Origin of the sequence: Streptomyces sp. B1I3 (genome assembly GCF_030816615.1) — a bacterium.
In the GTDB taxonomy this organism is placed as follows: domain Bacteria; phylum Actinomycetota; class Actinomycetes; order Streptomycetales; family Streptomycetaceae; genus Streptomyces.
Genome location: NZ_JAUSYD010000001.1, coordinates 6,659,384 through 6,673,657 on the forward strand (window position 1 = coordinate 6,659,384; position 14,274 = coordinate 6,673,657).

Here is a 14,274-nt window from a genome sequence, read left to right on the forward strand (position 1 = left end):
TCGGCCGGACCCGCGCACTGCTCGAAGCGGTTCATGCGCGCAGCGTCCCAGCCGCGGGCCCGCCAGGGCGCCGACGGGCCGGAGCGTTCATCGGAACGGACGAACGTCCGGGCGCCGGGGGAGGGAACGGGGGCGGGAGACGAGGTCAGGCCGTCCCGGCCGGCGGCTCCTCGTCGTACGTGGAGGTGCCCGAGTCCAGCAACGGCTCCTGCGTCTTCAGGTGGGCGGGGGCGAAGGCCCGCAGGGCGTGGTAACCGGTGATCACGACGAGGGTGCCGAGGGCGATGCCGCTCAGCTCGAAGTTGTCGGTGATCTTCAGGCTGACTCCGCCGACGCCGATGATGATGCCGGCGGCGGCCGGCACGAGATTGAGCGGATTGCGCAGGTCGACCCCGGCGTTCAGCCAGATCTGGGCGCCCAGCAGGCCGATCATCCCGTACAGGATCACGGTGATGCCACCCAGCACCCCGCCCGGGATCGCGGCGACGACCGCGCCGAACTTGGGGCAGAGACCGAACAGCAGCGCGAAGAACGCGGCGGCCCAGTACGCGGCGGTGGAGTAGACCCGGGTCGCGGCCATCACCCCGATGTTCTCGGAGTACGTCGTGTTGGGCGGGCCGCCCACGGCGGTGGACAGCACCGAGGCGGCGCCGTCCGCCGCGATGGCGGTGCCCAGCTTGTCGTCCAGGGAGTCGCCGGTCATCTCACCGACGGCCTTCACGTGCCCGGCGTTCTCGGCGATCAGGGCGATCACGACCGGCAGCGCCACCAGGATCGCCGACCATTCGAAGCTCGGCGCGTGGAAGGACGGCAGCCCGAGCCAGTCGGCGTCCGCCACACCGGACAGGTCGAGGCGCCAGTGATCGACGGCCTCGGCGCCACCGGCCGGGGAGTGGATCTTGCCGAGGGCGAGGTCGAGCACCCAGGACAGGACGTACCCGAAGACGAGTCCGAGGAAGATCGCGATGCGGGAGAAGAACCCGCGCAGGCAGACGACGGCGAGCCCGGTGAAGAGCATGACCAGCAGGGCCGTCCACTGGTCCTGGGGCCAGTACGTCGACGCGGTGACCGGCGCCAGGTTGAAACCGATCAGCATCACGACGGCGCCGGTCACCACCGGCGGCATCGCCGCGTGGATGATCCGCGCGCCGAACCGCTGCACCGTGAGCCCCACCAGGAACAGCACGACACCGACCACGAGCACCGCGCCCGTCACGGTGGCACTGCTGCCGCCACTGGCCCGGATGGTCGCCGCGACGCCCACGAAGGAGAGCGAGCACCCCAGATAGCTGGGCACCCTGCCGCGCGTCGACAGCAGGAAGATGGCGGTCGCGACACCGGACATCATGATGGCGAGGTTGGGGTCCAGGCCCATCAGGACCGGCGCCACGAAGGACGCGCCGAACATGGCGACCACGTGCTGGGCGCCGAGTCCGAAGGTGCGGGGCCAGGAGAGCCGCTCGTCGGGGCGCACCACGGCCCCTGGTGCGGGAGTCTTCCCGTCGCCGTGCAAGGTCCAGCGCACGCCGAGGCCGCCCATGGTCGCTCCCTGTTGGTGTGTGCGGTGTGCCCACCCTGGTGTTCACCCGCGGAAAAGATCAGCGCAATGGTAGTGCCGCGGCGTCGTGACCTCGCGTCCGGCCCTGCCGCCTGCCGCCTGCCGCCTGCCGCCTGCCGCCCGCCGCCTGCCGCCCGCCCTCACCGCGCAGTCGGGCTGTTCTCAGTCCGCGGTCGGGCTGCCGGCCGCAGCCGACGCCCGTGCGCCGCTCTCCGCGACCTTCCGGTCGCCCGCCCGCAGCACCCCTGCGCCCAGCACCAGCCCCAGGGCCAGCACCGTCACCGGGGAGCTGAGGGGAGCTCGCCACCCCCCGTCCTGGGTGATGGCGGCTCGGACGGCCCGGCCGTCGAGACCGGGCTCGATCAGGGGCAGCGCCTCGGCGACCTCCTCGGGCAGGTCGTCCCCGGCACCGTGGACCAGGCGCACATCGTTGTGGACGGCGCGACGAACACGTGAGCCTCGGGTGCCTGCCCCTGGGCGAGCAGCAGCGTGCCGACGCCCCGGCGCAACTCGACCGCCTCTTAGAAGGGCAGCCACACCGTCGACGTCCAGCGTCAGTACACCGGCACGCAGGGCGGATCGAGGACTCCCGGGTTGCCCTCTCCCTTGTCCGTGCAGGTGCCGGGGCCATGCGGCGGTGGACGGGGGACTGTACGTGCCCCGTTCCTGGTCCCGCGACCCGATGTGGGCGGTGGGGGCTGAGCGAGGACATCGCCCTCGCAGCCGAGCCACAGCGGGCTCGCACGCTGATCGAATACAAAATGAGCTGCGTAACACCGACACGAAGGAAACCGGGTCGAATGAAAGGCCAAAGGGTGTCTTCACCAAGCTGAAATGGCGTTGTCGAACATGTGTGAAACTCGCGGTGTACCCGGAACCTTCTCGATGACCGGACTCATGTTTCGTGGTGTTCAATTCGGCCAGGATCGGGCAGGCGTCCATATCCGGGTAGGGCGCATGGTCAGGTGGTTCGGATTATGTGTGGGGGTCCTTGAGGTACGCAACTGGATGAGGGTCGGGTCGTAGCCCGAAAGGGTCGGGTGGCAGGCAGCGGGCGGTTTCCGAGTCGATGGGTCGGCGAACAGATCGGCGGTGCCGTGCGGGGCAGGGCTTTGGTGTCGCCTACGCCCCGCACGACCACGGGGAGCCCGTCGTTCTCAAGCTGCCCCAAGTCGGCGAAATTCGTGTGTGGCGCGGGGAAACATGGACGATAGAATGTTCGACGGAAGCTCTCCGTCTAAGGAAGATGCCAGAAATTGCGTACAGGTGACTGGAAAATGCTCCCATCGGTCACCGCGGGCCTCGTTCACCATGACGGTCCACTGATCCGGTTCAAGGCCTGGCCGAACAAGCCAGTAGAGGCATTCTCCGTTGTCCGTGGTTGCCCAGGGAATTACTCGGGAGCCCTCGATCTCCAGTTCCGCCGGCTTCTTCTCGAATTGCCATAGGTCTTCGAGGTCTTCGGCCTGGTTGGCCGCCCATTCGAGGAGGTTGTAGTTCTCATTCGGGCAGCCGGGCTCCAGGATGTAGAGATAGTCGTCCCAGTTGCTCCCTCCGTAGTCGTGGATGAGTTCCTTGTAGTCGGCGGGAAGCTCGACCCCAAGATCGCGCTCGACCGCCTGCCAATTCTTCTGGCGGGGCTCGATCGGCGCCGTGAAGATTTCGAGAAGGCGCGTCAGGGCGTTGGTCATCGGGGCCTTTCCTGGTGTCTGGAGATATTGATGAAAGGGCGAGTGATAGTGATTGCCTAGCCCTGTCGGTCATCCCCCCTCTTCTTGTTGGGTATCAATGCCGTATTCCTCGACTCGGTGATTCCGGTTCTTCTGCGCTGGGTGAACTCGAAACCGTCCGAGCCGTAAGCCTCGATGTACACCCCGGTGGGGATCATGTCGGTCCCACTGTATCGAGGGTTAACGCTGTACTGGATGGTCTCACCGGACTCGACAGCGGCTCTCACTTGGTTTTCGATGTGCCGCATGACGGGGGTATTCGCATACAAGCTCGTAACACGCTCTTGTCGATGTTGGCTGGTGGGGCGTAACCGGTGTGACGATTGGGCTGTTCGCGAGGGCGTGGAGGCTCTCCACTTCCGACGAAAAGTGAACGGCGCACCCGCGTACGTCCCGGACGGGGGCGCCCGCAAAAGCACTGCGGGATAGCACCACGATCAGGCGTACCGGGTTACGGCGTAGATCGCGCCCACGATACTGACGCACCACAAGACACTCAGCACGGTCACCCAGCCGCCGTGGAATCCCCGGTGTTCATCCGCTTCCGACCGCAGCATCGACCGACGGGGCCGACGAGGGTCGTACAGAACCGGCACTTGCGACCCCACGGGCGGGAGACCCACGCTGTACAGCTGCGATTTCCCTGTGTGCCGCGCACCCTGACCGGCTTCGTACTCGTACATCATTCCCACTTGGTTATTGGCATGGAACCAGGCGGAACACACGGCTGACGCCTCACTCCACGACGATCGCGCCACGCGCGCCCGCCGCAATGCGTACAACTGAGCCCAAATTCCGCAAGTCATCGTAAACACGGATACGAAGAAGAAAATTATCATCAATAGGCCCCAATCCGGACGTCGCGGCATAGCCACGTGAGTGCTCCGCTGCCCATCATTCCTTGAGGCACGATCAGGATCTGACCCTCTGCAAGCGCCGATAGCAGATGAGGCTGCAGGCGAGGGAGATGAAGGCGTCGTGGAGTTCGGTTCGGCGTTCCCAGCGGACGGCGAGGCGTTTGAAGTGGTGGAGCAGGGCGAAGGTCTGCTCCACCATGTAGCGGAGCGTGCCCAGGCCATTGATGCTCGGGGATCCTCTGCGGGGGATGACGGGCAGGATCCGTCGGCGACGCAGTTCGTCGCGGTGGGCTTTGGAGTCGTATCCCTTGTCACCGAGCAGGGCTTCGGGCCGTCTGCGGGGCCGGCCGGGGCGACCTGCGATGGGTGGGATGCCGTCGACCAGGGCGAGGATCTGGGTGACGTCGTTGACGTTGGCCGCGGTCGTGATGACCTTGAGCGGGGTGCCGCGTCCGTCGCAGATCAGGTGGTGTTTGCTGCCCGTTTTCAGCCGGTCGACCGGCGACGGACCGGTGTCGGCGCCCCCTTCTTAGCGCGGATGTGGGAACCGTCCACGCATGCTCGTGACCAGTCGAGTTCGCCGGCCGCGTTCAGCTTCGCGAGCAAGACCCGGTGGAGCCGGCCGAAGACTCCTTCCTTCTGCCACCGGTCCAGACGGCGCCAGCAGGTCTGTCCGGAGCCGAACCCGAGCTCCGCAGGCAGAAGTTGCCAGGATATGTCGTTGTAGAGAACGAACAGGATGCCCTGGAGGCAGAGCCGGTCCGGGACCGGCCTCGGCCCCGGCGACCGCTCCGGCCACGGCGGCAGCAACGGCTCGATCAGAGCCCACAACCCATCGTCCACGATCCACGGTCGAGTACCCACGCCCTCACGAACGGCCGAATCGTCACACCGGTTACGCCCCATCATTCAACGTCGACAAGATCGTGTTACGAGATTTAAGAGTGCATAGTGACGAAATTGTCAGGATTGTAGTTGGATCAGCCGAGCTGTGCGCCAAGGAGGTGAGCCCGGTTGTATCCCTGATCCTTCTGCCAGCCGGGGGATCACCGTGCGGGTCCGTGGGATTCTTCCCCGTCATGTCTTCTCCCAGCGTGGCGCTTCGTCGATGAGTTCCGTCGGAGCATCGACCAGGTCGGTGACGATGGCGAAGAAGCGTCCGTCGTCCGTGTGGGTGCGGCGTTCCGTCTGCGACAAGGGACGTAGGCCGGCGTAGTCCCAGGTCAGGACGACGTTCGCGCTCGACTGCTCGCAGAGGGTTGTGCCGTCCCACGTGAAGTGCACCGTCTCGAAGGAGGACTGCTTGGATATGCGTCGGCCCAAAGGGTCGTATGCGTAGCGCCAGACGGTGCCGTCCGGTGTTGTTACCGCGATGAGGCGGTCCTCGGTGTCCCACTCGTAGCGCCAGGTGTCGGGCCTTCGGGAGAGCCGGGTTCTCCGGCTCATGGTGATCCGGCCTTGACCGTCGTGTTCGTAGCGGACGGCACCGGCGCTGGTTGTCCGAGTGCCCTCGTAGGCGCGTGCGCCCGTTGCGAAATGGGGCGGGTGAGTCGTGGGCCATGAGGCCTCTGTCTGGTTTCCGGCTTCGTCGTAGGCGTACTGCTCCTTCCAGCCCTGCGCATGAACGGCTGTGACACGACCGGCCGAGTCCACATCGAAGCCACGGGGTTCGGACGGAGTCCGCCATGTGTTCGTAGTGCGTCGTGGCGCCCAGCGGATCGGTGACCTCGACCGGAAGTCCCCGCCGGTCCAGGATCAGCCGGGTGATGGCGCCGAGTGGGTCCGTTACCGAGGTGAGCCGGCCGGCCGCGTCGTACGCGAACGCCGCCGTCGAGCACCCAGGACAGGACGTACCCGAAGACGAGTCCGAGGAAGATCGCGATGCGGGAGAAGAACCCGCGCAGGCAGACGACGGCGAGCCCGGTGAAGAGCATGACCAGCAGGGCCGTCCACTGGTCCTGGGGCCAGTACGTCGACGCGGTGACCGGTGCCAGGTTGAAACCGATCAGCATCACGACGGCGCCGGTCACCACCGGCGGCATCGCCGCGTGGATGATCCGCGCGCCGAACCGCTGCACCGTGAGCCCAACCAGGAACAGCACGGCACCGACCACGAGCACCGCGCCCGTCTGTCCTCGCTCCGCGGGTCGGGCTGTTCTCAGTCCGCGGTCGGGCTGCCGGCCGCAGCCGACGCCCGTGCGCCGCTCTCCGCGACCTTCCGGTCGCCCGCCCGAAGCACCCCTGCGCCCAGCACCAGCCCGAACGTCAGCACCGTCACCAGCCCGAAGGACACGAGCAGCGAGGTCGCCTCCGCCAGCGAACCGATCGCGGACGGGGCGATCAACCCGGAGGTGTACGTGATCGTCGCCACGCCCGCGATGGCCCGGCTCGGGTTCGACCCGCTGCGCCCGGCGGCCGCGAACGCCAGTGGTACGACGACGGCGACGCCCAGTCCGAGCAGTCCGAAGCCGCAGAGCGCGATGGCCGCGTTCGGCGACAGCACCACCAGCAGGCCGCCGGCCGTGGCCATGACGCCGCCGACACGTACGGTCCGCACGGCACCGAACCGGTCGACGACCTTGTCGCCGGCGATCCGGGCCACGGCCATCGTCAGGGCGAACGCCGTGGTCGACGCCGCCGCGAGGCCGGCCGAACTGCCCATCACATCCCGTAGGTAGACCGCCGACCAGTCCATGCTGGCCCCCTCGGCGAAGACCGCGCAGAAGCCGACCGCGCCGATGACGAGCGCCGACCTCGGAGGCAGGGTGAAGCGCGGCGGCGGTTCCGCGTCCGGTTCGCTGCGCAGGTCGAGCACGCCCCCGCAGGCGACCAGGCCGAGCGCCGTGAGCACCAGGGCGGCCACCGTGTGGTGCAGCCGGGCGTCGGCCCCGACATGGGCGGCGACCGTGCCGGCCGCCGAACCGATCAGGGCGCCCACGCTCCACATGCCGTGGAGCCCGGACATGATCGACTTGTCCAGCCGGTTCTCCACCTCGACACCGAGCGCGTTCATCGCCACGTCCGACATCCCGGCACTCGCCCCGTACACGAAGAGCGCGACGCAGAGCGTCAGGAGATTCGGGGCGACGGCCGGCAGGACCAGCGAGAGCGTCCAGAGTGCCAGCAGCCCGCGCAGGGCCGTCCGGGCGCCGAAGCGGTGGCTGACGCGGCCGGCCAGCGGCATGGCCAGCGAGGCACCGATGGCCGGGAAGGCGAGGGCGAGCCCGAGCTGGCCGGCACTCACCGAGGCATGGTCCTGGATCCACGGGACACGGGTCGCGAAGCTTCCGGTCACCGCCCCGTGCACGGCGAAGACCGCGGCCACCGCGTACCTCGCCCGTCTGACCTGCTCCGTTCCGAAGACCGGAGCCGTTGTTCGCGTCGTCATACGCCGTACCTCCCCTGGACATGGTGACCGCCGGCGCCCTCGGCGCCCGATTCTGCGGTGCGGGCGTAAACTATCAGGAACCCTGCCTGATAAATAGCCGCGAGGGCGACCCGCGGTGATCTGGAAGGATCCCCGCATGCCCGCATCCCCGAGCACCGCCCGGGCCATCAACGACCGGCTCGCCCTGCGACTGCTCCAGCAGGACGGCCCGCTGACGGCCCCACAGCTGAAGTCCATGACCGGACTGTCCCGGCCCACCGTCGCCGACCTGGTGGAACGGCTGCAGGAAGCCGGCCTGGTCCGGGTGGTGGGCGAGAGCGGCTCGCAGCGCCGCGGTCCCAACGCCCGGCTGTACGGGATCGTCGCCGACCGGGCCCACCTGGCCGCGCTCGACGTACGGACCGACAGCGTCGCCGTCGTCGTCGCGGACCTGCTCGGGGCCACGCTGGCCGAGGCCACCTCGCCGATCGGCGGCGACGCCGGCACCCGGCCGGCCGTCGAGCAGGCGGTGGCCATGGTGGAGCGCACCGCCCGCGAGGCCGGTACGGCGCCGCTGCACAGCGTCGCCATCGGGGCCCCCGGGCTGATCGACCCGGTCACCGGCGAACTCCGGGGCACCGCCGGGCTGCCGGCCTGGCACCGGGGCCTGGTCAAGGAGCTCCAGCGGCGGCTGCCCGCGACGGTGGTGGTGGAGAACGAGACCAATCTGGCCGCCGTGGCCGAACACCGCACCGGTGCCGCTCTCGGCCGCGACACCTTCGCCCTGCTCTGGCTGGGACACGGCATCGGCGCCGCGGTCATGCTGGACGGGGTACTGCGGCGGGGTGCGTCGGGAGGCGCGGGTGAAATCGGCTTCCTGCCGCTGCCCGGCACGCAAGGTGTGCCCTCGGCGGCCAACTGCGACGGCGGATTCCACTCGCTGGCGGGATCGGTCGCCGTCTGCGAGCTGGCGGCGTCCCACGGGATCGATGTACGGGTCCCGGCCGCGGCGGGCGGCGGTGAACGGGAGCAGCACCTGGCGGCCGCGTTCGCTGTGCAGGCCGCGGTGGCCGACGGCGGGCCCCGGGGCGAGGCGTTCCTGTCGGCACTCGCCGACCGGATCGCCCTCGGCGCGGCCTCCGTCGTCGCGGTGCTCGACCCGGGGTGTGTGGTCCTGGCGGGTGAGGTGGGCCTCGCGGGCGGTGACGTCCTCGCGGCCATGGTCGAGGAGCGGCTGGCCCGGCTGTCGCCACTTCCCACGGAGGTGAGAGCCGGAAGCCTGGGCGGCGGCGCGGTCCTGCGCGGCGCGGTCCTGGCGGCCCGCGAGGCCGCCCAGGACGCGCTGTTCGCACCGGGCGGCTGAGCCGAGCCGGCGGGTGCAGGTACGGGAGTGGGTGTGCGGGACGGGGCGGCGGCGATTCGTCCGGCCCGATCAGCCGGCCGAAGACGAGCCGGCCAGACGCCCCCCCGGGGGGACGGGCCCCATCCGCTTCGGACCCGGGACGGCTCCTCAGCCCCGGCCCGGAAGGGCTTGGTGGCTCACGGCGCCCGTCTCCACCAGGAACTCGCTCGGCTCGCCCCACCACGACACGTAGAGACTGTCCCGCGCGCGGGTGCAGGCGACGACAGCAGGCAGCGTTCAGCCAGAAGGTCGGCCTCGTGCTGCAGCCGGTCGACGTCTACCGGGGTCACGGCCCTCGGATACGGCAGGGCGCCGTCACTTACCCCGATGACAGCGACGCACCGGAACTCCAGCCCTTTGAACGAGTGCATGGTGCCGATTGGGACGGCGGCCGAGTCGGAGACAGCATCGCCGCGCAGGCGTGTGGCGCGGATCCCCGCCGCCGTGAGCCGTTCCACCGCCTTGTCGCAGCTCTTGTTGAACCGGGAACCGATCCCGATCTCACCCGGTTGGATCCCGTCGTCGAGCCACCCGCGTACCCGAGTGACGAGCGCGTCGAGTTCGGCGGCTTCCGAGCTCCCGCCGAACACCTCGGGCCCATTGCCGTGCAGGGCCGACCGGTAACCGAGCAACGTCTCGTTGCGGGCATCGTCCGCCAGTTGCTCGAAGGGACGGCCGACGAGGAGGGCGGTCGACCAGCTGAGAATCTCGTGGGTGGACCGGTAGTTCTTGCGCATCTTCGTGGACCGCCCTGAGACCCGGACGCCGACCGCCTTCTACGACACCTTCGTGTCGTAGATGCGCTGGTGCGGGTCGCCCGCGATGAATAGGTCGTCGGGCCGCGGCGGAGCCGCCGCGCGCAGCAGCCGCCACTGGGCGGGATGCAGGTCCTGGGCCTCGTCGACGACCACGTGCCGGTAGCGCGGACCGGTTGTCTCCAGCAGGTCGGCGGCTTCCGCACACGTGCCCAGGTAGGTGCGCAGTCCGTCCGCGGTGAGGCGGCCGGTGAACTCCTCGACCGTGCGCCAGACGAGTCCGCGGGAGGAGGCGGACAGGGCGCTGCCCCGCCCCCGCCGCTCGCAACCCACGTACTCTTCCAGGGTCCGCAGGTTCTGTGCGAGCACCACGTGCTTGTACTCCTGGGCGAGGAACTGTGCGGTGCCGGTGCAACCGGTGGCCTGTGCCGCCTGCTCCCACCGCGCTTCCTCCTCACCGCCCCGCAACGGCCGCCGCGACGTCGACACGACCCTTCCCGCGAACGCGTCGACGGTCATGATGTCGACGCGGTCACGCAGCACCTCGTCCTCGACCAGCGCCGCCAGTCCGGTGCGCAGCGCGGCCACGAGCGTGTTGGTGTACGACGTGAGCAGAATCCGGTCCCCGTCGCGCAGATACCCCAGCAGGTGGCGTACCCGGTGCAGGGCGACGACCGTCTTGCCGGTGCCCGGGCCGCCGGTGACCTGCGCAGGGCCTGAATACGAGGGCGGTAGGCGACCTTGTGCTGTGACGGGTGAAGGAAGACCCGCCAGGCGGCGAACGGCTTGGCGAGGATGTCGCGGAGTTCCTCGGAGGCGGTGACGAGAGCGATACGGGCCCGGGTGCGTCGAATGGCGGTCGCGAAGTCCTCGGTGTCCACGGGCGGCTCGCCGGCGGACACGTTGGACATGCTGACGGACACCACGTCGCGCCACACCTCCTCCACGCTGAAGCCCGCCGCCAGGTATTCCAGGACCTCTCTCTGGTCCTGCGGGAAGTACGGGGCGAAGACCTCCAGTTGTTCCGCGTCGCTGAGCGCGCGGGCCTGGCGCAGGGTCGTCCCGTCGATGCCGAGTGCTGTCATGTCGCCGTCGGACACGTGCGCGAACAGGCGCTGATGGGGAGCTGGGGCGATGCGTTCGTACGCCGGCGTCAGTTCGTCGAGCATCGCGATGTCCCGAATCTCCACGGCCCGGGTGACCGTGTTGATGCTGGCCTTCTGTTTGATCGCCCACGCGATCGCCTTGTCGTGCGGCATCACCCGCAGCAGTACGTAGGTGTCCCCGCTGTCCGGTGCGAGGACGACACCGCGTGTGCTCTGATCGATGCGGATGGTCCTGATGTGCGGGTCGCGTGCCCGCTTGAGCGTTTCCAGCTTCAGTCCCTGGTCCTTGAAGAGCTGGTCCAGGGTGAGACGTTCGAACTGCTCCCAGGCGTCGAACACCCCCTGTTTGACGCTTCCCTGGAGCTTGCTGAGCTGTGCGCAGAAGTCGATGTCGAACGCGAGGTGGGGCATGGGCGGATTCTCCGGGGGAGCGGTTGACGTCGGAGGTGATGACGGGTCAGGCGGCCGGCCCCTCGAGATCGAGTTCGATTTCGATCAGGGCCAGCGCCTCGGCGACCTCCTCCGACATGTCGTCCGCGGGGCCGTAGACCAGGCACAGATCGTCGTGGAGGGGCGCGAGGATCAACTGCGCCTCAGGTGTCTCCCCTTGGGCCAGCAGCAGCATGCCGATGTCTCGGCGCAGCTCGACCGCCTCCTCGCTCACGTCGCCGTCCACCGCCCGGACGACGTCCAGGACCGCCCGCAGCACCCCCAGCGCGTCGGTGGCCTGGCCCAATTCGGCGCGGCACCGGGCAGCCTGGGCCCGGCACGCACGGGCCTGCGTACTGCTGGGGCCACCGGTACGGGCGTACGCGTCGGCCAGGGCGTCGAACTCGGGCAAGGCCGCCCTGTAGTCTCCGCCGAGGAGCTGAATCGCGGCGCGCTGCGTGCGGAGCTCCAGAACCTTCCTGTTCTCGGCACCGAGGGCACGCGGGGCCGGCTCGATGATCTCGCCCAGCACCTCGGCGGCCTGGGCGAACCGCTCCTCGGCCAGCAGCGCGTCGGAGTGCGCGTACGCCTCCGCGATCTCCGCCCGTAGCTGCTTCGGTACGGCCACGGGAGCCGGAGGCGCGGCGTTCGGATCGACTGTGGTGGGTACGGCCCTGCCCGTACCGGCGCGGGCGCGCGGCGCGTACGGCTGACGGAAGACGCCTGTGGGATCCGCGCCGGATACACGAATACCGGCCGCAGTGCAGGCCCTCTAGATGGCTTCAATAATCAATTTGGACGTTGGCACTGCGGGCTGGTTCCTGGCTACGGCTGCGTCGACCAATGCATGCACGAACCGATTGTAGGTCGCCGCCTGGCTACTTACTCTCTGGCTCGGTGAGCCACTTGGCAAGGAGGTTTGTGAACTCTTCATCCGAGATGGAATTGATGTTGGAATTGAACCCTTGCCAGGCGAGCGCTCGCTGAAGAATGTCTATTGGAATTCCGAATGCACTACGAAAAACGGCCACGAAGGAAACCGGGCCGAATGCGGGTCCAAGTGTATCTTTTGCCAGTTCTCCAAGCTCTGTTGCCCCCGAGCCTCGACGGTGGGCCGCCCGTAGGGTGCTCGCTGCCTGCTGTATGAAATCGTTTGACATGGATGTTTCTTGTCCTTCTAGTGGCTAGCGGAGAGGTGGACCAAATATTACACCGACGTGACTGTAGTCTCCATGTGGGCCTCTCAGTTCGACAATATCGACTTCCGTGAAACCGTGACGCGCGGCCATTTTGCCGGTGAACGTCGATCGTGCAGCAGACTCAAGAGCTTGCATGTCACCCGGGGAAGAGTTTCGGGCGGCAGAATTGAAGGAATCCAAATTATCGCGTAGGGTGCCTCCGTTTTGCCAGTATCCCTTTACGCCCTGCACGTCATCTCCAAAGTTTCTTATGGCGTTGTCAAACATCTCGGAACCACGAGGAGTGTCAGGGCCCTTCTCGATAACCAGACTCATGACTCCCCGGGAGTCCAACTCGGCCACAATGCCCTTTCCGCTGGGATAGACATCCATGTACGGGCACGGTGCAAGGCCGAGAGGGTCAACCCATGCATGTGGGTTGCGCACGTATGCGACGGGATTTGGCGAAGGCTCTAGGCCGAGCGGGTCCGAGGTCAGGTACCGTGCTGTCGAGGGGTCGTAGTGGCGGAAGTAATTGTAATGCAATCCCGTTTCGGGGTCGTAGTACTGCCCTGGGAAGCGGAGCGGCGTGTAAGTGGTGCTGTCCGCGGCCCAGGTGGTCACCCCCCAGAGCGTGGCCCGCGTACGCCATGCGATCCGGCCCTCGCCGTCGACGAGTTCGCTGGGCGTGCCCGTCAAATCCGTGATGATAGCGAAAAATCGAGAGTCAATTTCTTCCTGCGGGGAATCAGCGGCGGTAATGCGTTCTCGCTGAGTAATGGGCAGCAGGCCCTGGTGGTCCCAGGTGATGGTCACCGGGTGGGGCAGCTCGGTGGACGTGGTGGTCTGTTCGCACAAGGTCGTGTCGTCCCAGACGAACACCACCCGTTCGACGATGGTTTCTCTGTCCTCCGCCAGGCGGAGTTTCGCGGTGCGGCGTCCCAGCGGGTCGTAGGTGTAGCGCCAGCAGGTGCCGTCTGGGGTGACAACCGAGGTGAGGCGATCCTCAGAGTCCCACTCGTAGCGCCAGGTGTCTGGTTTGCGAGACAGCCGGGTCTTCTGCCGGAGGGTGATGCGGCCGAGGGCGTCGTGTTCGTAGCGGACACCGCCTGCACGGGTGATTCGTGTTCCGATGTAGGTGCGAGCGCCCACGGCCTCCTGGCTGGGGTGGCCCGGTGGCCAGCTCGCCTGCGTTTGATTGTCCACCTCGTCATAGGCGTAGGTCTCGGTCCAGTTGGCCGCATGGACCCCCGTCACCCGACCGATCGGGTCGAGGTCGAAGCGGCGGGAGCCGGATAAATGGTCGAGGATGCTGAGGAGATGGCCGTCAGCGCGGTAGGTGTACTTCCGTTGCTGGACCAGGCTGCCGCTTTCTCCCGCCACCGCCTGGGTGATCAGGCGGCCCATGGCGTCGAAGGTGTGTTCCTGGGTAAGCGTCTCTCCGACGCGGCGGGTAATCTCGCGGCCAGCCTCGTCGTAGGTGAAGTCGATGGTCCAGCCGGAGGCCAGCATGCCGGTGCGCTGGCCAGCCGAGTCGTATGACCAGGTCGTCGCCGCGCCGGACGGCGTCGTACGGCCCGTGCGTCGCCCTGACTCGTCGTAGCAATAGGCCATTAGGCGGCCATCGATCGTTTCCTCGCGGACTCGACCGTATCGATCGCGTAGCACTGTCAGTGTGCTGCCGCTTGGTCCGGTGGCCTGTGCTATTTGGTCGGTGAGGTCATAGGCGTAGGTGGTGACCTCGCCAGCCGCGTCCTTGCGGACTATCTGGCCCAACTCATTGCGTTCGAGCCGCACCATCTGGCCCAGGGAGTTGGTTCGGGAGATCAGTCTGCCCGTGGCATCACGAGCGGGAACGGTGCGAGCGCTGCGGGTGGAACGCACGGAGCGCA

Annotated in this window: 9 protein-coding genes and 5 pseudogenes; 1 reads left to right on the forward strand and 13 read right to left on the reverse strand. The window is 67.8% G+C overall.

Going from position 1 to position 14,274, the window contains the following annotated elements; genetic code table 11:
* Positions 1-145 precede the first annotated feature (145 nt).
* The 9 genes and pseudogenes from QFZ58_RS30315 to QFZ58_RS30345 form a co-directional block, all read right to left on the reverse strand.
* Positions 146-1,540, reverse strand: a complete 1,395-nt coding sequence (locus QFZ58_RS30315; RefSeq protein WP_307128066.1) for a uracil-xanthine permease family protein — start codon at positions 1,538-1,540, stop codon at positions 146-148.
* A 180-nt stretch (positions 1,541-1,720) separates the two neighbouring features.
* Entirely contained in the window at positions 1,721-1,984 is a 264-nt protein-coding gene (locus tag QFZ58_RS30320; RefSeq protein WP_307128067.1) for a hypothetical protein, read from the reverse strand.
* Between the two features lie 731 nt (positions 1,985-2,715).
* Entirely contained in the window at positions 2,716-3,249 is a 534-nt protein-coding gene (locus QFZ58_RS30325; protein ID WP_307128068.1) for an SMI1/KNR4 family protein, read from the reverse strand.
* Between the two features lie 56 nt (positions 3,250-3,305).
* Positions 3,306-3,707 (reverse strand): DNA/RNA non-specific endonuclease, encoded by a 402-nt coding sequence (locus QFZ58_RS34565; protein WP_373428610.1) that lies wholly within the window; start codon positions 3,705-3,707, stop codon positions 3,306-3,308.
* An 18-nt stretch (positions 3,708-3,725) separates the two neighbouring features.
* Positions 3,726-4,157 (reverse strand): DUF3592 domain-containing protein, encoded by a 432-nt coding sequence (locus QFZ58_RS34570; protein ID WP_373428679.1) that lies wholly within the window; start codon positions 4,155-4,157, stop codon positions 3,726-3,728.
* Positions 4,158-4,200: 43 nt separating this feature from the next.
* Positions 4,201-5,051 (reverse strand): IS5 family transposase gene (locus tag QFZ58_RS30330; protein WP_307129046.1). Its coding sequence is split into 2 segments (ribosomal slippage): positions 4,201-4,671 and positions 4,674-5,051, totalling 849 coding nucleotides; the frame shifts between segments, so codons are not numbered across the junction.
* Between the two features lie 195 nt (positions 5,052-5,246).
* Positions 5,247-5,813, reverse strand: a pseudogene (locus QFZ58_RS30335) (type IV secretion protein Rhs); the annotation flags it as partial.
* A 161-nt stretch (positions 5,814-5,974) separates the two neighbouring features.
* Positions 5,975-6,277 (reverse strand): annotated as a pseudogene (locus QFZ58_RS30340) (solute carrier family 23 protein); the annotation flags it as partial.
* 26 nt (positions 6,278-6,303) lie between these two features.
* Positions 6,304-7,533 (reverse strand): MFS transporter, encoded by a 1,230-nt coding sequence (locus QFZ58_RS30345; protein WP_307128069.1) that lies wholly within the window; start codon positions 7,531-7,533, stop codon positions 6,304-6,306.
* A 136-nt stretch (positions 7,534-7,669) separates the two neighbouring features.
* Here QFZ58_RS30345 and QFZ58_RS30350 point away from each other — a divergent pair, with 136 nt between their 5' ends.
* Positions 7,670-8,875, forward strand: a complete 1,206-nt coding sequence (locus QFZ58_RS30350) for an ROK family transcriptional regulator (protein ID WP_307128070.1) — start codon at positions 7,670-7,672, stop codon at positions 8,873-8,875.
* Between the two features lie 147 nt (positions 8,876-9,022).
* Here the strand turns inward: QFZ58_RS30350 and QFZ58_RS30355 are convergent.
* The 4 genes and pseudogenes from QFZ58_RS30355 to QFZ58_RS30370 all read right to left on the reverse strand — a co-directional run.
* Positions 9,023-11,186 (reverse strand): annotated as a pseudogene (locus QFZ58_RS30355) (UvrD-helicase domain-containing protein).
* 46 nt (positions 11,187-11,232) lie between these two features.
* Positions 11,233-11,937 (reverse strand): annotated as a pseudogene (locus QFZ58_RS30360) (serine/threonine protein kinase); the annotation flags it as partial.
* Between the two features lie 145 nt (positions 11,938-12,082).
* A complete protein-coding gene (locus QFZ58_RS30365; protein WP_307128071.1) occupies positions 12,083-12,364 on the reverse strand; it encodes a hypothetical protein in 282 nt (93 codons plus the stop codon).
* 24 nt (positions 12,365-12,388) lie between these two features.
* Positions 12,389-14,227: pseudogene (locus QFZ58_RS30370) on the reverse strand (RHS repeat domain-containing protein); the annotation flags it as partial.
* Positions 14,228-14,274: the final 47 nt, after the last annotated feature.

What these genes read in the sequence shown, in the direction of transcription:
- QFZ58_RS30350 (WP_307128070.1), top strand. Translation starts at nt 7,670, where the DNA reads ATGCCCGCATCCCCGAGCACCGCCCGGGCCATCAACGACCGGCTCGCC.
- QFZ58_RS30325 (WP_307128068.1), bottom strand. Translation starts at nt 3,249, where the DNA reads ATGACCAACGCCCTGACGCGCCTTCTCGAAATCTTCACGGCGCCGATC.
- QFZ58_RS34570 (WP_373428679.1), bottom strand. Translation starts at nt 4,157, where the DNA reads ATGCCGCGACGTCCGGATTGGGGCCTATTGATGATAATTTTCTTCTTC.
- QFZ58_RS30315 (WP_307128066.1), bottom strand. Translation starts at nt 1,540, where the DNA reads ATGGGCGGCCTCGGCGTGCGCTGGACCTTGCACGGCGACGGGAAGACT.
- QFZ58_RS30365 (WP_307128071.1), bottom strand. Translation starts at nt 12,364, where the DNA reads ATGTCAAACGATTTCATACAGCAGGCAGCGAGCACCCTACGGGCGGCC.
- QFZ58_RS30345 (WP_307128069.1), bottom strand. Translation starts at nt 7,533, where the DNA reads ATGACGACGCGAACAACGGCTCCGGTCTTCGGAACGGAGCAGGTCAGA.